At 72.5% G+C, this 24,986-nt stretch carries 20 protein-coding genes; 13 read left to right on the forward strand and 7 right to left on the reverse strand.

What is annotated here, in order from left to right:
- Positions 1 to 20: 20 nt before the first annotated feature.
- Positions 21 to 914, reverse strand: coding sequence for an NADP-dependent oxidoreductase (locus ACZ3ZD_RS04670; protein ID WP_467393505.1), 894 nt, complete (start codon positions 912 to 914; stop codon positions 21 to 23).
- A gap of 70 nt (positions 915 to 984) precedes the next feature.
- Between ACZ3ZD_RS04670 and ACZ3ZD_RS04675 the strand changes: the two genes are divergently transcribed.
- Both ACZ3ZD_RS04675 and ACZ3ZD_RS04680 read left to right on the forward strand, forming a co-directional pair.
- The gene (locus ACZ3ZD_RS04675) at positions 985 to 1,572 is read left to right on the forward strand and encodes a TetR/AcrR family transcriptional regulator (RefSeq protein ID WP_467393507.1); all 588 of its coding nucleotides are present in this window, start codon (positions 985 to 987) and stop codon (positions 1,570 to 1,572) included.
- A gap of 33 nt (positions 1,573 to 1,605) precedes the next feature.
- On the forward strand, positions 1,606 to 2,787 hold the full coding sequence (locus ACZ3ZD_RS04680; protein WP_467393509.1) for a winged helix DNA-binding domain-containing protein: 1,182 nt from the start codon (positions 1,606 to 1,608) through the stop codon (positions 2,785 to 2,787).
- Between the two features lie 268 nt (positions 2,788 to 3,055).
- On the opposite strand, the gene ACZ3ZD_RS04685 is transcribed toward ACZ3ZD_RS04680, so the two are convergent.
- Complete coding sequence (locus ACZ3ZD_RS04685) at positions 3,056 to 3,370, reverse strand: hypothetical protein (protein ID WP_467393510.1); 315 nt, start codon at positions 3,368 to 3,370, stop codon at positions 3,056 to 3,058.
- Positions 3,371 to 3,589: 219 nt separating this feature from the next.
- On the opposite strand from ACZ3ZD_RS04685, the gene ACZ3ZD_RS04690 reads away from it, so the two are divergent.
- The 6 genes from ACZ3ZD_RS04690 to ACZ3ZD_RS04715 all read left to right on the forward strand — a co-directional run bounded on the left by ACZ3ZD_RS04690 (position 3,590) and on the right by ACZ3ZD_RS04715 (position 9,983).
- Entirely contained in the window at positions 3,590 to 3,958 is a 369-nt protein-coding gene (locus tag ACZ3ZD_RS04690; protein ID WP_467393512.1) for an arsenate reductase family protein, read from the forward strand.
- A gap of 119 nt (positions 3,959 to 4,077) precedes the next feature.
- Positions 4,078 to 4,785 carry a hypothetical protein gene (locus ACZ3ZD_RS04695; RefSeq protein WP_467393514.1) on the forward strand — a complete coding sequence of 236 codons (708 nt, stop codon included), beginning with the start codon at positions 4,078 to 4,080 and terminating at the stop codon, positions 4,783 to 4,785.
- Between the two features lie 295 nt (positions 4,786 to 5,080).
- On the forward strand, positions 5,081 to 6,121 hold the full coding sequence (gene glnII / locus ACZ3ZD_RS04700) for a glutamine synthetase (RefSeq protein WP_467393516.1): 1,041 nt from the start codon (positions 5,081 to 5,083) through the stop codon (positions 6,119 to 6,121).
- 515 nt (positions 6,122 to 6,636) lie between these two features.
- Positions 6,637 to 7,215: a winged helix-turn-helix domain-containing protein gene (locus ACZ3ZD_RS04705; protein WP_467393518.1), complete on the forward strand. Its 579-nt coding sequence runs from the start codon at positions 6,637 to 6,639 to the stop codon at positions 7,213 to 7,215.
- Positions 7,216 to 7,276: 61 nt separating this feature from the next.
- Positions 7,277 to 8,299, forward strand: coding sequence for an NAD-dependent epimerase/dehydratase family protein (locus tag ACZ3ZD_RS04710; RefSeq protein ID WP_467393520.1), 1,023 nt, complete (start codon positions 7,277 to 7,279; stop codon positions 8,297 to 8,299).
- 136 nt (positions 8,300 to 8,435) lie between these two features.
- Positions 8,436 to 9,983 (forward strand): DUF1996 domain-containing protein, encoded by a 1,548-nt coding sequence (locus ACZ3ZD_RS04715; protein ID WP_467393522.1) that lies wholly within the window; start codon positions 8,436 to 8,438, stop codon positions 9,981 to 9,983.
- Positions 9,984 to 10,096: 113 nt separating this feature from the next.
- Here the strand turns inward: ACZ3ZD_RS04715 and ACZ3ZD_RS04720 are convergent, their stop codons facing one another.
- A complete protein-coding gene (locus tag ACZ3ZD_RS04720) occupies positions 10,097 to 10,489 on the reverse strand; it encodes a hypothetical protein (RefSeq protein ID WP_467393524.1) in 393 nt (130 codons plus the stop codon).
- Positions 10,490 to 10,604: 115 nt separating this feature from the next.
- On the opposite strand from ACZ3ZD_RS04720, the gene ACZ3ZD_RS04725 reads away from it, so the two are divergent.
- From ACZ3ZD_RS04725 to ACZ3ZD_RS04745, 5 genes are all read left to right on the forward strand, one after another.
- On the forward strand, positions 10,605 to 11,105 hold the full coding sequence (locus ACZ3ZD_RS04725; protein ID WP_467393526.1) for a tetratricopeptide repeat protein: 501 nt from the start codon (positions 10,605 to 10,607) through the stop codon (positions 11,103 to 11,105).
- A 49-nt stretch (positions 11,106 to 11,154) separates the two neighbouring features.
- Positions 11,155 to 13,068, forward strand: a complete 1,914-nt coding sequence (locus ACZ3ZD_RS04730) for a hypothetical protein (RefSeq protein WP_467393528.1) — start codon at positions 11,155 to 11,157, stop codon at positions 13,066 to 13,068.
- A 115-nt stretch (positions 13,069 to 13,183) separates the two neighbouring features.
- On the forward strand, positions 13,184 to 14,062 hold the full coding sequence (locus ACZ3ZD_RS04735; RefSeq protein ID WP_467393530.1) for a metal-dependent hydrolase: 879 nt from the start codon (positions 13,184 to 13,186) through the stop codon (positions 14,060 to 14,062).
- A complete protein-coding gene (locus tag ACZ3ZD_RS04740) occupies positions 14,059 to 15,108 on the forward strand; it encodes a PDR/VanB family oxidoreductase (protein ID WP_467393531.1) in 1,050 nt (349 codons plus the stop codon). Before ACZ3ZD_RS04735 ends, ACZ3ZD_RS04740 begins: the two co-directional genes overlap by 4 nt.
- A 36-nt stretch (positions 15,109 to 15,144) precedes the next feature.
- The gene (locus tag ACZ3ZD_RS04745; protein ID WP_467393533.1) at positions 15,145 to 15,834 is read left to right on the forward strand and encodes a TetR/AcrR family transcriptional regulator; all 690 of its coding nucleotides are present in this window, start codon (positions 15,145 to 15,147) and stop codon (positions 15,832 to 15,834) included.
- A gap of 7 nt (positions 15,835 to 15,841) precedes the next feature.
- Here ACZ3ZD_RS04745 and ACZ3ZD_RS04750 read toward each other — a convergent pair whose 3' ends face one another.
- From ACZ3ZD_RS04750 to ACZ3ZD_RS04765, 4 genes are all read right to left on the reverse strand, one after another.
- Positions 15,842 to 16,204, reverse strand: a complete 363-nt coding sequence (locus tag ACZ3ZD_RS04750; protein ID WP_467393535.1) for a 5-carboxymethyl-2-hydroxymuconate Delta-isomerase — start codon at positions 16,202 to 16,204, stop codon at positions 15,842 to 15,844.
- Positions 16,205 to 16,231: 27 nt separating this feature from the next.
- On the reverse strand, positions 16,232 to 21,634 hold the full coding sequence (gene pulA / locus ACZ3ZD_RS04755; protein ID WP_467393537.1) for a pullulanase-type alpha-1,6-glucosidase: 5,403 nt from the start codon (positions 21,632 to 21,634) through the stop codon (positions 16,232 to 16,234).
- 94 nt (positions 21,635 to 21,728) lie between these two features.
- The gene (locus tag ACZ3ZD_RS04760; RefSeq protein WP_467393539.1) at positions 21,729 to 23,105 is read right to left on the reverse strand and encodes an alpha-amylase; all 1,377 of its coding nucleotides are present in this window, start codon (positions 23,103 to 23,105) and stop codon (positions 21,729 to 21,731) included.
- A gap of 174 nt (positions 23,106 to 23,279) precedes the next feature.
- Positions 23,280 to 24,974 carry a glycoside hydrolase family 13 protein gene (locus ACZ3ZD_RS04765; RefSeq protein ID WP_467393541.1) on the reverse strand — a complete coding sequence of 565 codons (1,695 nt, stop codon included), beginning with the start codon at positions 24,972 to 24,974 and terminating at the stop codon, positions 23,280 to 23,282.
- Positions 24,975 to 24,986: the final 12 nt, after the last annotated feature.

The raw sequence follows: 24,986 nt of genomic DNA on the forward strand, positions 1-24,986 counted from the left end.
CAAGATCCGGAAGAGAGGGCCTAGACGACCACCACCCGGCGTCCACGGGTGTGACCGGCCTGGCTGTCGATGTGCGCCGCGGCGGCCTCGGCGAGCGGGTAGGTCTTCTCGACCGGGATGTGGAGCCTGCCCCGCGAGATCAGGTCGACGGCCTCGCCGAGCGCGTCCGGCACGCTCCCGGCCACGCCGGAGAACCGGACCCCCAGCTCCGGGGCGTCGAGATCGGCGATGGAGATCACCTTCCGCGGATCACCGGTCAGCTCGACGAGTTCGCGGATCACCCCCGAGCCGGCCAGGTCGAGGGCCGCGTCGACCCGGCCGAGCCGCCGCACCCGCTCGACCCAGCCCTCGCCGTACGTCGTGGCGAGGGCGCCCAGGCCGCGCAGGTAGTCCTGGTTCGCGGCCCCGGCCGTACCGATCACCGTGATGCCCCGGTCGCGGGCGATCTGCAGCACCGCCGATCCGACTCCCCCGGACGCCCCGCTGACCAGCAGCGTCTGCCCGCGCCGCACACCGACCTCGCGCAGGACGCGCAGCGCGGTCTCCACCACGGAGGGGTACCCGGCCGCTTCCTCGAAGGTCAGCCCCTCGGGCATACGGGCCCAGGCCGACAGCACGGCGAACTCGGCGTAGGTGCTCGCGCCCTCGCCGAACACGTGGTCGCCGACCTCGACGCCGTCGACGCCCTCGCCGACCTCGTCCACCACTCCGGAGGCGTCCAGACCGACACCGGAGGGCAGCGCGATCGGATGGGCCTTCAGTGCCTGTCCTTCACGGATCCTCCAGTCGACGGGGTTCACGCCCGCCGCCCGTACGGCGATGCGTACCTGGCCGGGGCCCGCGTGGGGCTCCTCGGCGTCCACGAGGCGCAGGACGTCCGGACCGCCGAACTCGGCGAAGCTCACTTTTCTCATGCGGTGGACCGTAGCACTAACGGTTAGCTTTTCGGAACGGTTCCGGATTCCTATCTGCTAGCGTCAGGGCATGACCGTGCCGACCGGACGCCGTGAACGCAAGAAGGCCGCGACCCGCCAGAAGATCGCCGACGCCGCCCTGCGGCTCTTCCTGGAACGCGGGTACGACGCGGTGGGCATCCGGGACGTGGCCGCCGAGGCGGACGTGGCCGTCACCACGCTGTTCTCCCACTTCGCCGCCAAAGAGGCGCTGGTGTTCGAGCAGGACGAGGACTTCGAGCAGCGCCTCGCCCGGGCGGTCGCCGGCCGGGCACCGGACGAGCCGCTCGTCCCGGCGCTGCGCCGCGAGATCCAGGCCCTGGTGGACCACTGCACGGGGGACGGCGCCGCCCCGGTCCGGCGCATGATCGACGGCTCCCCCGCCCTGCGGAGGTACGAGGAGTCGATGAGGCTGCGCCACGCGGAGACGCTGGCGGCGGCCATCGCCGCCGATCCCGCGCTGTCCCCGACCGCCCTCGCGAGCCGGACGATCGCGCGGTTCGTGATCGACGCGTATGCGCTGGCGCGTGAGGCGGCCGATCCGGCGGCCGCGGTGGACGAGGTCTTCCGGATGATCGAGGCGGCCTGGGAGGTCGCCTGCCCTTCTCGACGTGTGTGAGCTGTTCTTCGAGGCGGAACAGGGGAGGTCGGTATGGCGCAGGGGCGGCGGTACATCGGTGAGGAGGAGCGGCGGGCCCGGCTGGGGCTGCGGCACCGCCTCGCCGGGGCGGCGCGGGCGGCGGGCCCCGAGGAGGTCGCCGCCTCCCTGGTGGCCCTGCACGGCACCGACCCGGCGACGGTGCACCTGGCGGTGGCCGCCCGGCTGACCGACCCCGCGAAGGCGGTCGCGGAGACGGAGCGGGCGCTGTACGAGGACCGCACGCTGGTGCGGATGCACGGCATGCGGCACACGGTGTTCGTGTTCCCGGCCGGGCTGACGGCCGTCGTCCACGCCTCGACGGGCCTGGCGGTGGCCGCCCGCGAACGCGCGAGCCTGCTGCGGGACATGGCGGCCGCCGGCGCCCCGGACGCGGCCTGGCTGGCGGAGGTCGAGGAGGCCACGCTCGCCGCGCTGGCCCGGCGCGGCCAGGCGACGGCGACGGAGCTGGCGGCGGACGAGCCGCGCCTGCGCGAGCAGTTCGTCTACGCGGCCGGGAAGGGGTACGAGGGCGTCCACACGGTCTCGACCCGTCTGCTGCGGGTGCTGGGAGTGGAGGGCAAGGTGGTCCGGGGCCGGCCGCTCGGCTCCTGGACGTCCGGCCGGTTCCGCTGGGCGCTCGCGCCGGCCCATCCCGAGCTGGACGTGGCCGAGGCCCAGGCCGAGTTGCTGCGCCGCTGGCTGCGGGCGTGCGGGCCGGCGACCGAGGCGGACCTGAAGTGGTGGACCGGGTGGCGGGTCACCGAGGTCCGCCGTGCGCTGGCCGCGATCGGTGCGGAGGAGGTCGTGCTGGACGAGGGCACGGGGTACGTCGCCGACGGCGACGCGGCCGAGGTGACGGCCCCGGAGGAGCCCTGGGCGGCGCTGCTGCCCGCCCTCGACCCGACGGCCATGGGCTGGCAGCGGCGCGACTGGTACCTGGACCCGGCACTGCGCCCCCTGCTGTTCGACCGCAGCGGCAACGTCGGCCCGACGGTGTGGTGGAACGGCCGGGTGGTGGGCGGCTGGGCGCAGCGCGCGGACGGCGAGATCGTGTGGCGCATCCCCGAGGCGGGCGTCCGCCGGGAGGCCGCGGACGCCGTCACGGCGGAGGCCGGACGGCTACGCGACCGCCTCGGCACCACACGGGTCACCCCACGCTTCCGCACCCCGCTGGAACGGGAGTTGACGACGTGACAGCCGGACTGCTCCGCACCGGACGGCGGCACGACGCACCCGCCGCCGGTGACTCAGAGCGCCAGGCGGCGAGACCGGATGCTGGACCCCCGAGACGGGCGTCCAGGAGAAGCCGCGGACCCGGTCACGGCGGACGCCGGGCGGCTGCGGAACCGGCTCGGCGCGACACGGGTCACCCCACGCTTCCGGACCCCGCTGACGCGGGAACCGGCGGCATGGCCGCCCGGGCGCCCCGCGTCGAAGCGGGGCGCCCGGGGTCGCCTGTGGTTCAGCGGGAGTAGCGCATCAACGCTCGCACCATGTGGCACGTGGTGTCCGACGGGGGGCGCATGCCGATCCGCTCGGCCGTGCCGCGGATCGTCTCGTCGCGGGCCTGGTCCGGCAGCAGGACGCCGGAGTCGAGCAGGGCTATGGCGAGGCGCATGGCCTTCAGGCGCCGGTTGTGCGTGACGTACCACTCGCGCGGGCGCCCCGCGGGCAGCGGTCGCTTCGCCACGGGCTCGTAGGGCGAGTCGAACAGCACGGCGCGCTGGACGGTGGACTGGGTCGGCAACGGCTTGGGCTTCAGGGCGGCAGCGGGCACAGGCATCCTCCTGTCGCGGTCAGGCGGTCGCCGGGGCTCCGGCGACTTCCTCGAACACTGCCTCCAGTCTACCGGCGGCCACTGACAATCGGGTGTCCAGGACAGCATGAAAAAGGGCAGGTCATGACGGGAATTGACCTACTGTCACGGGTGAGAGCGACGAGGCTGCCGTGGTGTCGGGAAATCGAACAAAGCCGCCGCCGAGTTACCGTGTCCCGCATGGAGATCTGGATCAACCCGGCCTGTTCCAAGTGCCGGAGCGCGCTCAGCCTGCTCGACGCCGAGCAGGCCGACTACACCGTCCGCCGCTACCTGGAGGACGTGCCCACCGAGGACGAGATCAGGGCCGTACTGGAGCGGCTGAACCTGGAGCCGTGGGACATCACCCGCACCCAGGAGGCGGACGCCAAGGAGCTGGGGCTCAAGGACTGGCCGCGGGACGAGAGCGGGCGGGACCGCTGGATCACCGCGCTCGCCGAGCACCCGAAGCTCATCCAGCGCCCGATCATCACCGCGGACGACGGAACGGCGCTGGTGGCGCGCACCGAGGAGGCCGTACGGGAGGCCCTCGCCCACAACAAGAGCTGAGGAGGACTCAACTCCGTTGTGACGCAGGTTACTCGGGCGACCCCCGCGACCGCTGAGCAACCTCGTTCGGTAGCTCGTACATAGCGGCGTACGCTCCCCTACCTCTTCAGGAGGCGCGGATGTCGCGCAGGAGAACTCTCGGTACGAAGAAGAAGATCGCGCTGCTCGTCAGCGCCGCGGCGGTGGCGGGCGGCGGGGCCTTCGCGATGGCGTCCACCTCGAACGCCGCGCAGAGCCCGCAGCACGCCAGGACGCTGTCCGCCGGGGACTCCACCGTCTGCCAGGGCCTGGCCACGGCCCTCGGCAACAACGAGAAGTTCATCGCGGACCAGAAGGCGAAACCGGACGCGCAGTCGGCGGCCCGGATCGCCAACCGCGAGGCGGTCGTCGCACAGATCAAGGTCCAGCAGAAGGCGGCCGGCTGCACCGTTGGGGAGTCGGCTCAGGACTCCCAGGCGGCGCAGGGCGGCACCGCCCAGCAGGGTGCCGGCCAGCAGGCCGGCACCGGACAGCAGACCGCGCAGCCCTCGCAGTCGGCCGCCTCGGGAGACAACGGCGCCGGCGCCGCCGCGGCCTCCGGCCAGCAGGTGTGCAAGGGCTCCACGGTGACCCTCTCCGGCGAGGGCGGCGCCCCGGCCGCGTCCAGCAACCAGTTCCCGGCGGGCACCACGCTGAAGGTCACCAACCTGGACAACAACAAGTCCACCACGGTGAAGGTGACGTCCGTCTCCGGCAGTTGCGTCCTGCTCAACAACGCGGCCTTCGAACAGGTCCGGGAACCGGGCAAGTTCCTCATCCGCCGCGCCGTGATCGAGAAGGTGGGGTGAGGCCCGGGGTCTGACAGGAGCGCGCAGCGGGGTACGCCGCCTTGGACCCGGCGCGGCACCGGGCCGGGTCCAGGAGGAACAGGCGGCGCACCCCGCCCCCGCTCCCGCGCGAAGCGGCGTCACCGGGTGGGCCCGGGCCCGGCCCCGAAAAGACCGGGTAACACGGGGTTCACCTCCGGGCAATGGCCGGGAAACGGCCTGTTGACAGGCTGCGCGGCAGATCGAGCGGCGCCCTGGTGCCGCAGCGCCGCAGCACCCGCGAGTGCGCCCGACCCACCCCGAAGGATGTGGCCCCGTGACCTTCAAGGCTGAGTACATCTGGATCGACGGCACCGCGCCGACGGCCAAGCTGCGTTCCAAGACGAAGATCATCACGGGTGCTCCGGCCGGTCTCGACGCGCTGCCGGTCTGGGGCTTCGACGGGTCGTCCACCAACCAGGCCGAGGGCCACTCCTCGGACTGCGTGCTCAAGCCGGTCTTCAGCTGCCCGGACCCGATCCGCGGCGGCGACGACATCCTGGTGCTGTGCGAGGTGCTCGACACCGACATGCAGCCGCACCCGTCGAACACGCGCGCCGCGCTGGCCGAGGTCGCCGAGCGGTTCGCCGCGCAGGAGCCGGTCTTCGGCATCGAGCAGGAGTACACCTTCTTCGACGGCTCCCGCCCGCTGGGCTTCCCCGAGGGCGGCTTCCCGGCCCCGCAGGGCGGCTACTACTGCGGTGTCGGCGCCGACGAGATCTTCGGCCGCGACGTCGTCGAGGCCCACCTGGAGAACTGCCTGAAGGCCGGTCTCGGGATCTCCGGCATCAACGCCGAGGTCATGCCCGGCCAGTGGGAGTTCCAGGTCGGCCCGCTCGCCCCGCTGGAGGTCTCGGACCAGCTGTGGGTGGCCCGCTGGCTGCTGTACCGCACCGCCGAGGACTTCGGCGTCTCCGCGACCCTGGACCCGAAGCCGGTCAAGGGCGACTGGAACGGCGCGGGCGCGCACACCAACTTCTCCACCAAGGCGATGCGTGAGGGACCCGAGGGCTATGCCGCGATCATCACCGCGTGCGAGTCGCTCGGCGAGGGTTCCAAGCCGCTGGACCACGTCAAGAACTACGGCGCCGGCATCGACGAGCGTCTGACGGGCCTGCACGAGACCGCCCCCTGGGACGAGTACTCCTACGGCGTCTCCGACCGCGGCGCCTCGGTCCGCATCCCGTGGCAGGTCGAGAAGGACGGCAAGGGCTACCTCGAGGACCGCCGCCCGAACGCCAACGTCGACCCGTACGTCGTGACCCGCCTGCTGGTGGACACCTGCTGCGCCGCCCTGGAGAAGGCCGGCCAGGTCTGATCCGCTCCTGCCACGCCGAGGGGCGCCCGCTGTCACAGCGGGCGCCCCTCGCGCATGTCACGCCCCCGTGCGCGCCGGGCCCCGCCGCGCCGGACCGCCGCCGTCCCGAGGTGTGAGACGGCATCCCAGGACGCGGTCGACCGCCGTCATGCCCCTGACCAGGGCGGAACGCCACGGGACCGGGGGGATGCCATGTCAATTTCACACCAAGGAAGCGTCCAAGCAGTGAGAGGAGGGTCCTGCCCGGCGCGCGCCTCTGCTTCAATGGGCCCATGGCCGGCTTCCAGCAGATCACCGCGACGGGTCGCGAAGACCTAGAGCCGTTCTGGCCTTCCCGTCAGCACCACGACTTCGACCGTGTGTGTCGCCGCGCGACGAACGCGCGGGCCCTCTAAAGCCGTACACCCCCGGCCTTCGGCCAGCGCGAAACGACGTACGTCCTCCGGTGCGCCCGACCACGAATCGCGGCCACCGCTCCTCCCGACGAACTCCTCGCGCGAAAGAGCTGACCTGTCATGGCGACTTCTCGTTCCCTCTCCACCGCCACCCTGCCCACCCCCGCCCCGAACGGCGCCCGGCACCGGCTGCGCGCCGTCGACCGGGACGAGGTGGTCGACGTGGCGGACTTCCTGCCGCCCGGCGCCACCTGGCTGCCCGCGCCGCAGCACACCCTGCCGACCCTGCCCGGCCAGCCGCCGATGATCGGCTACCTGGTGCTGGTCCCGGCCGACCAGCGGCCCCCGTTCGCGCCGGTCGCGGTACCCGACCAGGTGGCGGCCGTGACGGCTTCCGACGGCCCCGAACCGCTGGTGCGGATCGATCCCGTGCAGCGCACCGCCAGCGTCGACGGCCGCGAACTCGACCTCACCTACCTGGAGTTCGAGCTGCTCGCCCACCTGGTGGCGCACCCGCACCGGGTGCACACCCGCGACCAGCTGGTCACCACGGTGTGGGGCTACGGCCACGTCGGCGACGGCCGCACCGTGGACGTGCACATCGCCCGGCTGCGCCGCAAGCTGGGCGCCCAGCACCGCCAGTCGATCCAGACGGTGCGCCGGGTCGGCTACAAGTACACCCCGCCGACCGGCCACTGACCGTTCTGCCCTCGGCAGAGCCACGCGTCCCCACGCCCCCGGACCGGGCACGATTCCCGGCATGAGACTTCTGGTGCTGGGCGGTACGGAGTTCGTGGGGCGGGCCGTGGTGGCGGCCGCGCTGGGGCGCGGCTGGGAGGTGACCGTCCTCAACCGGGGACGGCACCGGCCCCCGGCCGGGGTGCGGTCGTTGCGCGGCGACCGCACCGCGCCCGACGCCCTCGACGCGCTCGCGGCGGACGACGGCACCTGGGACGCCGTGGTCGACACCTGGTCGGGCGCCCCCCGTGCCGTGCACGAGGCGGCCCGGCTGCTGCGGGGCCGGGCCGGCCGGTACGCGTACGTCTCCAGCCGGTCGGTGTACGCGTGGCCCTGGCCGCACACGGGCACCGAGGACGCCGAGCTGGTCGAGGGCGCCCCCGACGCCGGGCCGACGGACTACGCGGCGGACAAGCGCGGCGGCGAACTGGCCGCCGTCGGGGCCTTCGGCGCGGCGGACTCGCTGCTGGTCCGGGCCGGTCTGATCCTCGGCCCGGACGAGAACGTGGGCCGGCTGCCCTGGTGGCTGACCCGGATCGCCCGCGGCGGCCCGGTCCTGGCGCCCGGCCCCCGGGACCTGCCCCTCCAGTACGTCGACGCGCGCGACCTCGCCGACTGGCTGCTCGGCGCGCTGGAACGGGAGTTGAGCGGGCCGTACGACCTGGCGGGCCCGCCCGGCCACACCACCATGGGCGAGCTGCTCCAGGCCTGCCTGGAGGCCACCGGTGCGGACGCGGAGCTGCGCTGGACCGACCCGCGGGTGATCCTGGACGCCGGGATCGAGCCGTGGACCGAGCTGCCGGTGTGGGTGCCGCCGGGCGGCGAGATGTACGACGCGGTGCACCGCGCGGACGTGTCCCGGGCGGTGGCCACCGGACTGGTGTGCCGGCCGGCCGCCGAGACCGTCGCGGACACCTGGCGCCGGCTGACGGAGACCGGCGGCACGCCGCCCCGGCGCCCGGACCGGCCCCCCGTGGGCCTGGACCCCGCGGTGGAGGCGAAGCTGCTGGCCCGGACCGGGGGCCTGGACGGCGCAGGTCGGTGACCTGCCAACTCTGCTGATTCTGAAAGGAATTTGTGAGACCGGTGAACACCTCTGGGGCGGCGTCCGTATGGAAGGGCGCCGCTTCACTCCTGTCGGGCGCCTCGATGCTGCCCCGCAAGGAAGTCAGAGGAGTTCCATGGGACGCAACACACGAAAACGCCGTACGCCGCTGGCCACCAAGGCCATTGCCGCATCGGCGGCCCTAGCGCTCGGTGGGGGCGGGCTGCTCTGGGCGAACTTCTACGCCTCGGCGCACGAGTCGGACAACCAGTCGTGGGGAGGCAACCAGACCAAGGCCGCGACGGCGCAGGTCGCGACCATCTCCTGCCCGGACGTCGGCCAGAAGCTGACGAACGTGCCGAACGCGGCCCGTCAGGGCGTGGCGGCGGAGCTGGCGAACCTCGACAAGCAGATCACCGAGGCCTACAACCGGCTGGCCTCCACCCGGAACGCCCAGATGAGGGACGCGAGCTTCGTACAGAACGCGATCGTCGGCCCCCTCAGGGACAAGCGGGCGGCGGTGATCGACCGGATCCGCATCGACATCCAGCGGGTGGGCGGTTCCTTCGACAACACGCTCAGCCAGCTCGCCGCCTGCACGACGCAGACCGCCAACCAGACCAACGCCGGCGGCCAGCAGGGGCAGAACGGCGGCCAGCAGCAGAACGGCGGCCAGCAGCAGAACGGCGGCCAGAACGGCCAGCAGGGTCAGCAGGGTCAGAACGGTCAGCAGGGCCAGCAGGGCAACATCGGCGGGCAGGCCGGCAACGGCCCGGTCGCGGCGGACTTCGTCGACATCACCAAGGTGGCGCCGAACGTCCAGGGCAAGCCCCGCAGGACCGGCAACGCCTCGACCGGTACATTCACCACGCGCTGCGGTGTGAACGCGAACAAGAACCACAACACCGACAACGTGATCGTGGCGCCCGGCGTGACCAACGGCGCGCACCACCTGCACGACTACGTCGGCAACCAGAAGGTCAACGCGTTCTCCAGCAACAACACGTTCCTGCAGGGCGGCACCAGCTGCCAGAACCGCAGCGACCTGTCGTCGTACTACTGGCCGGTGGTCCGCATCCAGGACGGCACGCAGGACTTCGACCAGAACCGGGACGGCGGCGGCAAGGAAGGCAACGTCGGCAAGATCCTGACCCCGGTCCAGGCCGAGATCAAGTACGTCGGCAGCCCGGCGAGCAAGGTCGTCGCGATGCCGCAGTTCCTGCGCATCATCACCGGTGACGCCAAGACCACCACCAACGGTCTGGCGAACGCCAACGCGCACTGGAGCTGCACCGGCTTCGAGAACAAGGTGCAGCTGACGCAGCAGTACCCGATCTGCCCGCAGGGCAGCAAGGTGGTGCGCACGTTCGCCTTCCAGAGCTGCTGGGACGGCAAGAACATCGACAGCGCCAACCACCGCACCCACGTGGCGTTCGCCGACCCGGCGAGCGGTGTCTGCCCCAACGGGTTCAAGGCGATCCCGCAGCTGACCATGCGGCTCGTCTACAACATCAACCCGCCGACCGTCCAGAACGGCCAGGTCAAGAACGCCTACGCCGTGGACGGTTTCCCGGAGCAGCTGCACAAGGCGGCCACGGACCACGACGACTTCATCAGCGTCACGAAGAACGGTCTGGCCAACCAGATCGCCAACTGCCTCAACCGCGGTCAGAACTGCGCCTGATCCGGTAACGGACACAGGGCACACGCGGGACACGAGCAGGACGGCAACAGGACAGAAGGCCGGTGACGGAGCCCCCCTCCCGTCACCGGCCCTCGTCGTGCCCCGGCACCGCGTCAGCCGCTGTGCGCGTGGTGGTCGGTGCCCACCTCCAGGTCGCCGCCGAGCGTGCCGCGCAGCGCGTTGACCACCCCGTCGTCGCCGACGGCGACCCACTTGCGGCCGACCAGATAGTGGCCGCCGTAGTCCTTCGCGTCGTTGATCCACTCGCGCTGGCCGCGGTCGGTGGCGAAGGTGGCGAGGATGAACCTGCCGTCGCCGTTGCGGCAGATGGCCTGGCGGATCTCGTCGGCGTCGGTCTGCATGTTCGGCTTGCACTTCACCTCGGCGGCCAGGCGCTCCAGGCTGCCGGTCGCGGTAGGTGGCACCGACTCCGTCCGCTCGTTCGCGCCGCAGCCCGCCAGCGTCAGCACGGCCACGGCGCCGAGCAGCAGTCCTGTCAACCTCATCTGTTCCTCCGGTCCTGGTGTGCCGAGCATGCCCCAGCCCCCTGGGATACGGCTCCCGGGCGCGGTGCGCTCAAATCCCGCGACCGGGTGCGCACGCGTGTGCGAAGGTGTTCCGGTGAACCAGAACTGGGAAGACCGGGTGGCCGCCGCCTGGGCCGCGTTGGACGACTGGCCGGAAGAGCGCGCGCACGAGTTCCGCGCGTCGATCGACGCGCTCGTGGCCGAACTGCCGGACGACAGCCCGCTGGGCCCCTTCGAGCGGGCCTGCGCCTACGACTCCACCGGGCACTCCGACAAGGCGGTGCCGCTGTACCGGGAGGCGCTGGCCCGCGGACTCGACGGCTACAAGGGCCGCCGAGCGAAGATCCAGCTGGCGAGTTCGCTGCGGAACACCGGTCAGGCCGAGGAGGGCGTCAAGCTCCTCACGCCGGAACTGGACGGGCCCTCGGACGAGTTGGACGACGCGGTACGGGCCTGTCTCGCCCTGTGCCTGTCCAGCCTCGGCCGGGACCGCGAGGGCCTGTCCCTCGTGCTCGGCGCGCTCGCCCCCCATCTGCCGCGCTACCAGCGGTCGATGGCGAACTACGCGCGCGCCCTGGTCGAACCGCGGGGGTGAATCACTCGTCCGGCGGTGACCAACCGCCGGCCCGCTCGTTCTCCCGGACGTGCAGTCACAGGATGTATCCCCGCGTCCCCTCTCCGCCGGCGGCACCGGCCCGGTCGACGTCGAGCAGGCCGAGGCCGCGCTCGTCGAGCACTACCCCCGGCTGGTCCGGCTCGCCTACCTCGTGCTGCCGCCGGGCCTCGGCCGCAGCCGCCGCGTGCTGACCGCACACGCCCTCGCCCAGCGCGCGCTGCCCCGGGGCCGCAGGCAGCCGTCCGTCGTCCCGCCGCAGGCCTCGGGCCGGGAGGACGACCCCGGGTACGCCTATCTGCGCGAGCGGGTGCTGCGGACGGCACTGGAGGCAGCCCGCCCCCGCAACGGCCTGTCCCGGCTCGGCCGGCGGCCGGCGCTGCTGCCCCAGGTGTGGGGCCTCAGGCTGTTCCCGCGCTCCGGCGGCGCCGACGAACTCGCCCTGGACCAGCGGCTGTCGGCCCTGTCCGGCCCGGCCCGGGCCGCGTATGTCCTGCGCGCCGTCGAGAAGCTGCCCGACCCGGACGTCCGCGATCTCCTCGAAGCCGCCGGGGTGGCCGACCCGGGCGGCGCCCTGGCCTCGGCGAACAGCGTGCCCGCCCAGCCGGGGCTGCTGTCCTCCCCCGAGTTCGACCCGTGCTCGCTGCAGGCCCGGCCGACCGATCTGGTGCGCCGCCGCCAGCACACCAGGGCCGTCCTGGCCGCCACCGCGGCGCTCGCGGTGTGCGGCGCGCTGGTCGCCCTGCCGGGCGGCGGCTGGGGCCCCGACGGCGCCGCCGCGCCGGTCTACGCCGGGAACCCGGCCGCCGAGGCCGCCCTCGACCCCGGCCGGCTGAGCCGGGTCTCCCCCGACGTCTGGCGCACCTCGGCCCGCACCGACTTCTCCGTGTGGCCCGCGCGCGGCCCGCTCACCGGGGACAAGGCCCTGCTGCGCCGCGCCCTCGCGGTGTGGGCCCGCCCCGGGGAGACGGTCCGGGTCTCGGCGACGCCCGGCACCCAGACCGGCGGCCCGGCCGGCCCGCCGCAGCTGCTGTACGCGGGCGAGATCGACGCCGCCCGGGTGGTGATCCTCTACGACGGCCTGCGCATCGCCCGGTACGCCGAGCCGACGGACGGCACGCACGGCGCGGTCCTGGACTTCGCCCGGGTCGACGGCGCGACGGGTGCCGGGGCGAGCGCGCTGGTGCTGGGCCGCTCCGACGGCAACGTCCGCTATCTGATCGCCCCCTGGGTGACGAAGGCGGCCCAGCGGGACCTGACGAAGCCGGACGCGGCGGCGACGCCGCTCACGCTCGCCGACGGTGTCACCGCGCCGCTGGCCAGCCCCGCCCTGCGGCCCGGCGCCTGCGACTCCTGGGGCGTGCTCCAGCTGGCCGACGCCTCCGGCACGCAGCTCGTCACCGACCTCGGCGAGCTGGTCCCGGCGCATCTCACGGCCGGCCGGCCCGGCGCGGCCGGGGAGGTGTCCGGTGCGCGGGGGCTGCGGACGTGGGCGCCGTTCGCCTGTTCCCTGGCCGCCGAGCGCGCGGCGGGCGTCCGCAGCGTCAACGCGTGGGCGTACGCCGAGCAGCCGCTGCCCGACGGCAGCGGGTCCGGTGACTGGGTGTGCACCCGGGCGGAGACCTGGCGCGGTGACGGCACGGCCGCGCTGGCGCTGTTCCGTCCGCCGGGCGGGGCGGCCGGGACGGTCGTCGCCAAGGGTACGGACGTGCCGGCCTGCGGGCCGCGTGATCCGCAGGTGCTGGCCGGCGTGCTGTGGAAGTCGGCGGCGGGCTCCTGGTACCTGCTGGCGGCGGGCGGCAGGGACACGGTGTCGATCGGGGCGTCGGGCGGGGTCACCGCGTCCGCGCAGGGGCCGTTGCTGGCGGTGAGGGCCCGGCGGGGGGCGCGGGTGGACCTGACGGGGAAGCTGGCGGACGGGCGGGAGATCGGCGGACTGCACTAGGTCCTTTCTTTCGCGACGCCGGCAAGACCCGAAGGAGAGGGCCTAGCTGACACCCGCGTCAACAAGCTGTCGCCCAGGGGTTCTCAGGCGCCCTACCCGCCAGTACATTGACGCCATGTCCCATACGCAGCCCTGGGTGCCGCTCAAGGCGCGCGCCGTGTCCTTCTCCTGGGAGGGCACACCGCTGCACTGGGTGCCGGGTGACCCCGTCACCACGCACACCATCAACGTGCTGCACCTGCTGCTGCCTGCCGGTGAACGCTGGTTCGTGCACGTGTACCGGCAGGTGCTGCCGTACATACGCGACGAGCGGCTGCGCGCGGACGTCATCGGGTTCATCGGCCAGGAGGCGATGCACTCCCGGGCCCACGACGAGGTGCTGCCCCACCTGCGGGAGCTGGGGCTCGACCCGACGCCGTACACCGCGCAGGTCGACTGGTTCTTCGAGAAGCTGCTCGGCGACCGGACCCTGCCGCCGGGCAGGCCGCGCAGGTGGTGGCTGATGGAGCGGGTGGCCCTCATCGCGGCCATCGAGCACTACACCGCGTTCCTCGGGAACTGGGTGCTCAACGCCGGGGAACTCGACCGGCACGGCGCCGACCCGACCATGCTGGACCTGCTGCGCTGGCACGGCGCGGAGGAGGTCGAGCACCGCTCGGTCGCCTTCGAGCTGTTCACGCACCTCGACGGTGGCTACCGCAGGCGGGTGCGGACCTGGGCCACCGCCCTCACGGCGCTGGTGTTCCTGTGGCAGCGCGGGACGCGCTTCTTCATGGCGAACGACCCGACCCTCGTCGACGGCAGGGCCACGCTCAGGGACCTGTACGTCCGCGGCCGGCGGGGCCTGCTGCCGTCGGCCGGGGACATGCTCCGGTCCGTCCCCCGCTATCTGCGCCGCGACTACCACCCCTCGCAGGAGGGCGACACCGAGCAGGCCGTCGCCTACCTGGCCGCCTCGCCCGCGGCCACGGCGGCGGAGAAGAGGGCCGCGTGACACCGAAGCCGCGTCACCTCGCGCTCGTCGCGGGCGCCGCCCTGCTCACCCGGCGGGCCCTGCGCCGCCGGGTCCGGCTGTCCCCGCTGTGGCCGCTGCCCGCCCTGGACCCGCCCCTGTCCGGCCGGCCCCGCCCGCGCGCCACACGGCTGCTGCTCACCGCGAGAGAGACCGTCGCCGAGGGGGTCGTACAACTGCGCCTGGAGGGTGCGGGCCTGCCGCGCTGGGAGCCGGGGGCGCACCTGGACCTGGTGCTGCCGTCGGGGCTCGTACGGCAGTACTCCCTGTGCGGGGACCCGGCGGACACCTCCGCCTACACGGTGGCCGCGCGGCTGGTGCCGGACGGCCGGGGCGGCTCCCGCGAGGTGCACGAGCGGCTCGCGGAGGGCATGGAGCTGGAGGTGCGCGGCCCCCGGAACCGCTTCCCGCTGACCGAGGCGCCCTCGTACGTCTTCGTCGCCGGCGGCATCGGCATCACCCCGATCCTGCCCATGCTGCGGTCCCTGCCGGCCGGCACCGACTGGCGGCTGCTGTACGGCGGGCGGACCCGGGCGTCGATGCCGTACCTGGAGCAGGTGCGGGAACTGGCCGGGAACCGGCTGACGGTCGTCGCCGAGGACGAGGACGGCCGGCCGGACCTGGCCGCGCTGTTCGCGCAGGCGCCCCCGGGCGCGGCGGTGTACTGCTGCGGTCCCGAGGGCCTGATGGCGGCGGTGGAGGAGGCGCTGCCCGAGGGCGCCGCCCTGCACCTGGAGCGGTTCACGCCCCGCGGCGCGGCCGACGGCACCGCGTTCGAGCTGGAACTGCGGCGCAGCGGGCGGGTGGTGACGGTGCCGGCCGGCTCGACGGTGCTGGCCGCCGTGCGCCGGGAGCTGCCGGACACCGTCTACTCCTGCGAGCAGGGCTTCTGCGGGACCTGTCGGCAGCGGGTGCTGGAAGGGGAGATCGATCACCGGGACGAGCTGCTGACGGACGCGGAGCGGTCGGACTCGATGCTGATCTGCGTGTCCCGGGCGCGGGGCGACCGCCTGGTGCTCGACATGTGACCGCGGGCGGCCGGAACCGATCGGTAAAGTGTTCGCATGAGTACCGGGGTTCGCCGCAGGATGGGCGTCGAGGAGCGGCGTCAGCAGCTGATCGGTGTCGCCCTCGACCTGTTCAGCCGGCGTTCGCCCGACGAGGTCTCCATCGACGAGATCGCGACGGCGGCGGGCATCTCCCGCCCGCTCGTCTACCACTACTTCCCCGGCAAACTCAGCCTGTACGAGGCCGCGTTGCAGCGCGCCTCGGAGGATCTCGCGGGCCGTTTCGCCGAGCCGCACGAGGGCCCGCTCGGCGCCCGGCTGCTGCGGGTGATGAGCCGCTACTTCGACTTCGTGGACGACCACGGCCCCGGTTTCTCGGCGCTGATGCGCGGCGGCCCGGCCGTCGGCTCCTCGGCCACGAACGCGCTCGTCGACTCCGTGCGGCAGGCCGCGTACGACCAGATCCTCGCGCACCTGGGCGTGCGGGAGGCGTCCCCGCGCCTGGAGCTGGTGATCCGCTCCTGGATCTCGCTCGCCGAGTCCACGGCGCTGATCTGGCTGGACGGCCGGCGCGTGCCGCGTGCCGAACTGGAGGTCCAGCTCGTGCACGACTTCGCCGCGCTGGCCGCCGTCAGCGCGGCCTACGACGCGGACATGGCCGAGTTGCTGCGCACGATGGTGAAGGACGAGCCGGCCGACGGCCCCTTCGCGGACCTGGTCGGCCGGCTCATCGCCCTCGGCTCCTGAGCCCGGCCTACTGGTCGGACTTCCGGTACGAGCCGTCGAGGTCGCGGACCTCGGCGGAGGCGTGCACGGTGACCTCCGTGTCCGCCACGTGCGCCCGGAGCAGGTCCAGGACCGTCTCCGTCAGCTTCGCCCTCGTCTCGTCGGGGCGGCCGGCGAGGAGCCCGATCGCCACGTGCACGACGGCGTGCCCGCGCGCCCCGGGATCCTCGTGGCCGAACACCGTGTACGCGCTCGGCCGGAACTGCGTCTTGCAGTTCTCCGGCTTCGCCCCCGCGATCTCCACGACCGCGTCGTGCAGGCCCCGTGCGAAGCCCTCCCGGTCGAAGGCGTCCTCCAGCAGGTCGGAGTAGTCGATGGTGATCTGCGGCATGCGCACTCCCGTTCTACGGCAACGGCCTCACCCTAGTTCCGCCCGGGTGAACACCGCGACGGTCCGGGCGGGCACGCTGAACGTGCCCGAGCCGGCCGCGTAGGCGGAGGTCTTCACCACCGGGTCGGCGCCGGAGGCCTGCACCGGGTGCAGCCGGTAGGCGGTGCCGGCGAGGGCGTCGATCCGCTGCTCCTGCCGCTGCGGGGTGGCGTTGAAGACGACGACCAGGTCACCGAGGCGCATGGTGATCACGCCCGGTGTCTCGTCCTTGCCGGACAGCGGGAAGGACAGCTCGTCCTGCACCCGCGCCGCCGTGCCGAGCGAGAACGCCTTCTCCGTCCCGCGGATCCTCAGCAGGTCCTGGTAGGCGGCCGAGGTCCCGGTGATCTGCGGGCAGCCGACCCTCACGCTGGTGAGCAGCGGCCTGGCCCAGTCCCACTTGGCGGCGTTGCCGGCCGCCGGCGGCAGCCCCCGGCCGAAGCCGTTGCCGTCGGCGCAGTTCCAGTGGATGGCGTTGAACCAGTCCCCGCTGTCGAAGGAGTTGCGGTCCAGGGACTTCGAGCGCAGCAGGTCGGTGCCGGCCTGGGAGAGGGCCGGGCCCTGCGAGAGGACCGCGGTGGCCATCGCGAGGACCTGCATCCGGGACCGGTCGGACGCGGAGGTGTCCTTGGGCAGTTTGTAGGCCAGGGCGTCGAACAGCGACTCGTTGTCGTGCGCGTCCACGTAGGCGAGGGCGTCGCCGGGGGCGTCAGCGTAACCGGCGGGCGCGCCGCCGTAGTCGACCCCGGCGCCGGTGACCTGCCTGCCGTCGGTGTCGGTGAAGCGGTACCGGGCGAGGTTGCCGGTCAGCCCGACCTTGATCAGGTCCTGGTAGTGCAGGAGGCGGGCCTTCTGCTCGTCCTTCGTGCCGTTGGCGGTGGAGGAGTTGGGGTCGGTGTAGAGGCCGGACGCGAAGCCCTGGACACCGGGGTCGGAGTCGAAGGGACCGCCGCCGCGCACCGCGTCCCGGGCGCGGTCGGAGAAGGTGGCGATGCCGGTGCCGGCCATGTTCGCCTGCGTGGCCTGCACGAACCGGGCGTCGTTCGCGACCTCCCCGAAGTTCCAGCCCTCGCCGTACAGGATGATCTTCTTGCCGTCGACGCCGTCCCTGCGCGGGGTGAGCGCGTCGAGGGCCTTGCGGACGGCCAGGATGTTGGCCTTCGGGTGGTGGCCCATGAGGTCGAAGCGGAACCCGTCGACCTTGTACTGCTTCGCCCAGGTGACGATCGAGTCCACGACCAGCTTGCCCATCATCGCGTTCTCCGGCGCGGTGTTGGCGCAGCAGGTGCTGTCGGCCACCGAGCCGTCGGCGAGGAGGCGCTGGTAGTAGCCGGGCACGATCCGGTCGAGGACGGAGGTGGCGGCCTGGCCGGCGGCCGCCGTGTGGTTGTAGACGACGTCCATGACGACCCGCAGGCCGTCCTGGTTGAGCGCCTTCACCATCGTGCGGAACTGGAGCGTGCGGGCCGTGCCGTCCGGGTCGGTGGCGTACGAGCCCTCCGGGACCGTGTAGTGGTACGGGTCGTAGCCCCAGTTGTAGGCGTCCTTGGCGGCGGTCTTCGCCACGCACTCCTGCTGCTTGTCGGAGTCGGCCGGGTAGAAGGCCAGATCGCAGTCCGGGGTCGCCTGGTCGGCCTTCCTCTCGGGGATGGTGGCGATGTCGAAGGCGGGCAGCAGGTGGACGTACGACGTCCCGGCCCGGGCCAGCGCGCGCAGGTGCCGGGAGCCGTCGCTGCCGCGGTCGGCGAAGGCCAGGTAGGTGCCGGGGTGCTTCGCGGTACGGTCCGCGACGGAGAAGTCCCGGATGTGCAGTTCCTGGATCTGCGCGTCCCTCAGCGGTACGGCCCTGGGCTTGCGCAGCGTGGACCAGCCGGCCGGTGCCAGGGACCGGTCGTCCAGGTCCACGACCAGGCTGCGCTCGGAGTTCGCGGTGAGCGCGACCGAGTACGGGTCGGTGACCTTGTTGGTGACCAGCTTGCGGACGCTGGGCGCCCACACCTTCACCACGTACCGGTAGGGCTTGCCCTTCCAGGACGGGGGGCCGGTGACGGACCAGACGCCGGTGGTGTCGTCGCGGCGCATGGGCACGGTCGAGCCGTCCAGCTCCAGGGCGACGCTCTGGGCCGTGGGCGCCCAGACGGCGAGGGTGGGCCGGCCGTCGTGGAAGGTGGGGCCGAGCGTCGCCTTCGTCGCGCCGGGGTAGAGGTCGTCGAGGACGCCGGCGATCTGTACGCCGGTCGCGGCCAGCACGGCCCCGTCGGCGGAGCGCTGCGAGGCGACCAGCTGGCCCTTGAGGGCCGTACGCACCCGGTTCCGGTCGCGCGGGTCGACGGACCAGGCGGTGTAGTCCTTCAGGTGCGGGAACCTGGCCTTCTGGGCGTCGGTCAGGGTGGTCCTGGACAGCCGCAGCCAGCGCTCGTCGTCGCTGGTCAGCGAGCCGTCCTTGACGGTGATCGAGCCGTCGCGGGAGGACAGGATCTGGGTGGAGGCGGCGCCGTCGACGCCGTTCCAGGCGACGGTGTCCCGGTCGATCCAGACCGCCTTGGAGGTGCTCAGGTCGAGGGCGGCCGCGCTGCCCGTCGGCTGCGGCAGCAAGTACTTCTCCTGGCCGCTCAACAGCCACACCTCGTGCCCGTTCGACGTGAGGTCGAGGGACTGGTCGGTGGGCAGGTCCTTCTCGTCGCCCTTGTGGATGATGTAGCCGAGACTGGTGGCACCCTCGGTGAGCGGCACCTCGAAGACCGCGCCATAGGCGTCAGTCTTCACCGGCTTCAGCGGGTTCGACCAGTCGGTGGGGTTCGCGGCACCCGTCCAGACGTGCAGGCCCCAGCCGTCGTAGTCGCCGTCGGCGCGGTGGTAGTGGAGGACCGCCTTGGTCCTGTCCTGCGCCGGGTAGTCGGGCCGGGTGGTCCGGACGTCGGCCTTGCCCTGCTCGATCCACACCTCACCCGTGCGGGTGACGTCGATCGACCGGTCGGCGGTGACGTCCTTGGTGCCGTCCTTGTCGACGACCAGGAAGCTCACGTTCGAGGCGCCGGGCCTGAGCTTGACGTAGGCGAAGGCGCCGTAGGCGTCGCGGCCGGTGAAGGGGTGGCCGGCCGGCCAGGTCGTGGCCTCGCCGTCGGCGAGGTCGCCCCAGGCGTACAGCCCCCAGTCGGCGTAGTCGCCGTCGGCGCGCTTGTAGTGGACGATCGCGTAGTCCCGGGAGGAGGCCGTGGGGACCTCGGGCGCGGGCGGGGTGCCGGTGGTGCTGCTCGCGGTGGCGCTCGCGGTGTGTCCGGCGGAGTCGACGACGACGGCCTTGTAGCGCAGGGCGGTGCCGGCGGGCACGTCCTTCGCCAGGGGCTGGGTGACCTGGTAGGGGGCGTGGTCGGCGGAGCCGAGGGTCTGCCACGTGCCGTCGCCCACCTGGGCGGCGAAGACGACCCGGTTGAGCTGTCCGCCGTCGACGTCGGCCTTGACCAGGGCGGTTCCGGTGGCTCCGGCGGCCGGCGCGGTCAGTGTGATCCCCGGGGCGGTGGCGGGCGCGTCGAGGGCGCCGGCGGCCTGGTAGACGACGGCGGAGCCGGCCGGGACGGTGACGGTGACCTTCCTGTCGGCGTCGGAGGTCACCGTGGCGGTGGTCCCGTAGACGCCCCGGTACGTCCTGTCCGCCGACCCGGTGGCGAAGGTCGCCGTCCGCTCGTCGCCGGCGTTGTTGAAGGCGACGATGTACTCCTGGCCGCTGCGGGCGTCGGTGCGGGTGACGGCGTAGACGCCGGGCCCGTCGGCCGCGTAGCGCTCGGTCTGGACGCCGTCGGTCAGGGCCGGGTGGGCCTTGCGGAGCTTCGCGAGGGCGGCGATCTGCCGGTACAGCGGGGCCCTGGTGTCGTAGGCGGCGCTGGCGTGGGTGCGGTCGGTGCCGATCTCGTCGTCGTCCAGGTAGTCGGCGACCTTGGAGGCGAACATGGTCTGGCGGGCGTCCTTGTCGCCGCCGGCGCCGGTGAAGCCCTGTTCGTCGCCGTAGTAGACGACCGGGTTGCCCCGGTTGAGGAACATCAGCTCGTTGGCGAGCCGGTCCTTGCGGAGGATCTCGGCGTCGGTCGCCTTCGGGTTGTCCTGCTTCAGGAAGTAGCCGATGCGGCCCATGTCGTGGTTGCCGAGGAAGGTGACCTGCTCGTAGGCGTTGGCCTTGTCGGTCGTGTACCGGTAGTCGTCGCCGAAGACGTCCGCCAGCTTCCGCGCGCTGCCGCCCTGGGAGGCGTAGGCGCGGGCCGCGTCCTGGAAGGGGAAGTCGAGGGTGGCGTCGAGCCGGCCCCGGGTGACGTACGGGGAGGTGACGGAGGTGTCGGCGGAGTAGACCTCGCCGAACATGAAGAAGTTCTTCCGGCCGCGCCCGGCCGCGTACCGGTCCAGTGCGGTGGCCCACTGGGTCCAGAACTCCATGTCGACGTGCTTGACGGTGTCGATCCGGAAGCCGTCGACGGCGAAGTCCCTCACCCACCGCTCATAGATCTTCTCCATGCCGTGCACGACCTCGGGGTGTTCGGTCCACAGGTCGTCCAGGCCGGAGAAGTCGCCGTAGGTGGTGGACTCGCCGGTGTACGTCGAGTCGCCCCGGTTGTGGTACATCGTCGGGTCGTTGAGCCAGGCCGGGACCTTGCGCGTGCCGGTGGTCTTCGGGGTGTACGGGAAGGAGCCGGTGCCGACGGCCGGGAAGGGGCGCCTGCCGTCGGCGTAGTCGGCGTCGTCGAAGGGCCTGCCGTCCTCGGTCAGGTAGGGGAAGGCGCCCTTGGACAGGTAGTCGTGGGACTTCTCCTGGTGGTCCACGACGTCGGCGGTGTGGTTGGTGATGACGTCGAAGAAGACCTTCATGCCCTTGGCGTGCGCCTTGGAGATGAGGTTCTTCAGGTCCTGGTTGGTGCCGAAGTGCGGGTCGACCTGGGTGAAGTCGGTGATCCAGTACCCGTGGTAGCCGGCGGAGGCGTTGGAGCCGGTGCCCTGCACCGGGCGGTTCCTGAAGATCGGGGCCAGCCAGATGGCGGTGGTGCCGAGCCCCTTGATGTAGTCGAGCCTGCCGGTGAGGCCCTTGAGGTCGCCGCCCTGGTAGAAGCCCTTGTCGGTGGGGTCGTAGCCGGTGCTGAGCCGGGAGCCGGTGAGTCCGCCCCGGTCGTTGGAGGTGTCCCCGTTGGCGAACCGGTCCGGCATGACGAAGTAGAACTGCTCGCGGGTGTCGTCGTGCCGGGCGGGTACGGCGGCGAGCTTCGCGTCCGACGGGGGCGGGGGCGGGGCGGCGGCCCGGGCCGCCGGCACCTGGACCAGGGCGGCGGCGAGGGCCAGGCCGGTGAGGGCGGCGGCCCTTCTCTTGCGATGCGTACGGCGCGTGCGCGGCGCCGGCCATCTCGGTATCACGGGTCGTGACTCCTTGGGGGGATCGCGGCTGGGGACTTGCAGCAAGGCGCGTGAAACCTCCCGAAAGAGGTTTCACGCTCCGTCAGGAAGGCGGTCAGCAGCTCGACTTGCCGGCGTAGAGCGCCAGGGCCGTGTTCGAGCCGAGGGTGGCGGTGAACTGTCCGCTGGAGTTCACGGCCACCGTGGTGTTGTTCTGGACGTTGCAGTACGTCCCGGCGGGCAGGGACGTCTGGTAGGTGCGGGTCAGCGACGAGGACTCGTGGTTGATCGCCACATAGCCCTTGCCGCCCCGGCCGAACGCGATCGCGTTGTTTCCGTCGTCCCACCAGTTGGTGACGGACTGGCCCCGGGTCGCGTTGCGGAAGGCGACCATGCGGATGATCTCCGGCCAGGCGTGCTGGCACTTCCAGCCGTCCTGCCAGCAGGCGTTCACCTGACCGCCGTTGGGCGGGCCGGCGTCGGGGTCCGACCACTCGTAGCCGGAGTTGATGTCGGGGGCGCCGTAGGGCCAGGCGAGCATGAAGACGTTGGCCAGCGTGTAGGCGGCGCCGCTCTTGTAGTTCAGGGTGCTGCCGTTGCGCTCGGTGTCGTGGTTGTCCACGAAGACGCCGGCGACCGAGCTGTTCAGGTAGCCCCAGCCCTCGCCGTAGTTGGTGAGGTAGGCGAGCTTCTCGCTGGTGAAGACGCGCTTGAGGTCGTAGGCGTAGCGGAACTCCTGGACGTCTCCGTTGCCGGTGTACTCGGAGGGCTGGACGGCCTCGCCGGCGCCGTAGATGACCTCCTGCTTCCAGTAGGCGGAGGGGTTGGTCAGCCGGCTCTTGATGTTGGCGAGGTCGTCGGCGGGGATGTGCTTGGCCGCGTCGATGCGGAAGCCGTCGACGCCGAGGGAGAGCAGGTCGTTCAGGTAGCCGGCGATCGTCTTGCGGACGTACTCCTCGCCGGTGTCCAGGTCGGCGAGGCCGACGAGTTCGCAGTGCTGCACGTTCCAGCGGTCGGAGTAGTTCGTCACCGGGGAGGTGCAGTCGTCGAAGTCGGCGGCGGAGTACAGGCCCGGGTAGTCGTACTTCGTGTACGAGGAGCCGCCGGTGCCGGTGCCGCTGCCCGCCGACATGTGGTTGACGACCGTGTCGACGACGACCTTCACACCGGCCGCGTGGCAGGTGTTCACCATGTTCCGGAACGCCGTGCGGTCGCCGAGGCGGCCCGCGATCTTGTACGACACCGGCTGGTACGACGTCCACCACTGCGGGCCCTGTATGTGCTCGGCGGGCGGGGAGACCTGGACGTAGCCGTATCCGGCGGGGCCGAGGGTGGCGGTGCACTCCCTGGCCACCGAGGCGTAGTTCCACTCGAAGAGGACGGCGGTGACGTCCTTGGTGCCGGGCGGGGAGGCCTCGGCGGTGGTGGGGACCATGCCGGCCAGGGCGGCGGCCGTGAGGGCGACCGCCAGGGGGAGGGTTCTGCGAGCCATGTGGGGTTCCTTCGACGTTGAAGGCAAGGACCGCTGCAGGCGCTTGCTGAAATCTTTCAGCAAACTTGCGGTGACGCAGATGTTAAAGGCCCGCTGCCCGAAAGGCAGCGGGCCGTAAGGAAGTTCATGCAAGAACTTTCAGACGGGGCGTCAGCCGGGCTCGCCGGACCGGGCTCAGTCCGCCGTCGACCACCACACGGTGGTGTCGGCGGGCACCTTCGCCTCGCCGCCGGTCTCGGCGACCTCCCCGCTGGCGAGCAGCACCCGGCCGTACGCCGGGGTCGTCACCGACTCGCCCGTGGTGTTCGCCACGCACACGAAGTCGCCGCGCCGGAAGGCCAGCACGCCCTCGGGCGCCCGCAGCCACTGCACCGCGTCGCCGGCGCCCAGGTCCGGGTGCGCGCGACGGGCCCGCAGCGCGGCCCGGTACAGCTCCAGCGTCGAGCCGGGCGCGCCCGTCTGCGCCTCGACGCTCAGCTCCGCCCAGCCCGCCGGCTGCGGGAGCCAGCTGCCGCCGCTGCCGAAGCCGTACGACGAGCCCTCCCGGGTCCACGGGATCGGCACCCGGCAGCCGTCGCGGAAGCCGTCCTGGCCGGCGCCCCGGAAGTACGCCGGGTCCTGGCGCACCTCGTCGGGCAGGTCCACGACGTCCGGCAGGCCGAGTTCCTCGCCCTGGTAGACGTACGCCGAACCGGGCAGCGCCAGCATCAGCAGGGTGGCCGCCCGGGCGCGGCGCAGGCCCAGGGCGCGGTTGCCCGCGGTGCGGATCTGGGTGCCGAGGCCGGGCGGGTTGGCGAACCGGGTGGCGTGCCGGGTGACGTCGTGGTTGGACAGCACCCAGGTGGCGGGGGCACCGACCGGGCGCATGGCCTCCAGGGTGCGGTCGATCACCCCGCGCAGCTCGGCCGCGTCCCACTCGGTCGCCAGGTACTGGAAGTTGAAGGCCTGGTGGAGTTCGTCGGGGCGGACGTAGTTCGCGGTGCGCTCGACGGTCGGGGTCCACGCCTCGGCCACGAAGATGCGCGCGCCGGAGTACTCGTCGAGGATCAGGCGCCACTGGCGGTAGATCTCGTGCACGCCGTCCTGGTCGAAGAACGGCATGACATCGTTGCCCAGCAGCTTGAGCTGGTCGTGGGAGCCGAGGTCGGGCAGGCCGTCGGCCTTCACCAGGCCGTGGGCGACGTCGATGCGGAAGCCGTCCACGCCCATGTCCAGCCAGAAGCGCAGGATGGAGCGGAACTCGTCGCCGACGGCCGGATGGTCCCAGTTGAAGTCGGGCTGCTCGGGCGCGAAGAGGTGCAGGTACCAGTCGCCGGGCGTGCCGTCGGGCTCGGTCACCCGGGTCCAGGCCGGGCCGCCGAAGATGGACTCCCAGTCGTTGGGCGGCAGCTCGCCGCTCCTGCCCTTGCCGGGGCGGAAGTGGTAGCGCTCGCGCAGCGGGGAGCCGGGGCCCTCGGCGAGGGCGCGCCTGAACCACTCGTGCTGGTCGGAGGAGTGGTTGGGGACGAGGTCCACGATGACGCGCAGGCCGTGCGCGTGGGCGTCGCGGATCAGCGCGTCGGCGTCCAGCAGGGAGCCGAACATCGGGTCCACGGCGCGGTAGTCGGCGACGTCGTAGCCGGCGTCGGCCTGCGGGGAGGCGTAGAAGGGGCTGAGCCACACGGCGTCGACGCCGAGGTCACGCAGATAGGGCAGACGGGAGCGTACGCCCTCCAGGTCGCCCATGCCGTCGCCGTTGCTGTCGGCGAAGCTGCGCGGATAGACCTGGTAGATGACCGCGTCCCGCCACCAGTCGGGGCGGTCGGCGACGGTGGCGACGGTGGCGACGGCAGGGTGGCGGGCCGGTGCGGCGGAGTGCTGCTGGCTCATGGCGTCCTTGGT

Source organism: Streptomyces sp. NPDC023481, from assembly GCF_055560195.1.

Coding starts and splice junctions, on each gene's coding strand:
- ACZ3ZD_RS04705 (WP_467393518.1), top strand. CDS start 6,637: ATGGCGACTTCTCGTTCCCTCTCCACCGCCACCCTGCCCACCCCCGCC.
- ACZ3ZD_RS04710 (WP_467393520.1), top strand. CDS start 7,277: ATGAGACTTCTGGTGCTGGGCGGTACGGAGTTCGTGGGGCGGGCCGTG.
- ACZ3ZD_RS04695 (WP_467393514.1), top strand. CDS start 4,078: ATGTCGCGCAGGAGAACTCTCGGTACGAAGAAGAAGATCGCGCTGCTC.
- ACZ3ZD_RS04670 (WP_467393505.1), bottom strand. CDS start 914: ATGAGAAAAGTGAGCTTCGCCGAGTTCGGCGGTCCGGACGTCCTGCGC.
- ACZ3ZD_RS04690 (WP_467393512.1), top strand. CDS start 3,590: ATGGAGATCTGGATCAACCCGGCCTGTTCCAAGTGCCGGAGCGCGCTC.
- ACZ3ZD_RS04675 (WP_467393507.1), top strand. CDS start 985: ATGACCGTGCCGACCGGACGCCGTGAACGCAAGAAGGCCGCGACCCGC.
- ACZ3ZD_RS04715 (WP_467393522.1), top strand. CDS start 8,436: ATGGGACGCAACACACGAAAACGCCGTACGCCGCTGGCCACCAAGGCC.
- ACZ3ZD_RS04745 (WP_467393533.1), top strand. CDS start 15,145: ATGAGTACCGGGGTTCGCCGCAGGATGGGCGTCGAGGAGCGGCGTCAG.
- ACZ3ZD_RS04735 (WP_467393530.1), top strand. CDS start 13,184: ATGTCCCATACGCAGCCCTGGGTGCCGCTCAAGGCGCGCGCCGTGTCC.
- ACZ3ZD_RS04720 (WP_467393524.1), bottom strand. CDS start 10,489: ATGAGGTTGACAGGACTGCTGCTCGGCGCCGTGGCCGTGCTGACGCTG.
- ACZ3ZD_RS04765 (WP_467393541.1), bottom strand. CDS start 24,974: ATGAGCCAGCAGCACTCCGCCGCACCGGCCCGCCACCCTGCCGTCGCC.
- ACZ3ZD_RS04680 (WP_467393509.1), top strand. CDS start 1,606: ATGGCGCAGGGGCGGCGGTACATCGGTGAGGAGGAGCGGCGGGCCCGG.
- ACZ3ZD_RS04760 (WP_467393539.1), bottom strand. CDS start 23,105: ATGGCTCGCAGAACCCTCCCCCTGGCGGTCGCCCTCACGGCCGCCGCC.
- ACZ3ZD_RS04750 (WP_467393535.1), bottom strand. CDS start 16,204: ATGCCGCAGATCACCATCGACTACTCCGACCTGCTGGAGGACGCCTTC.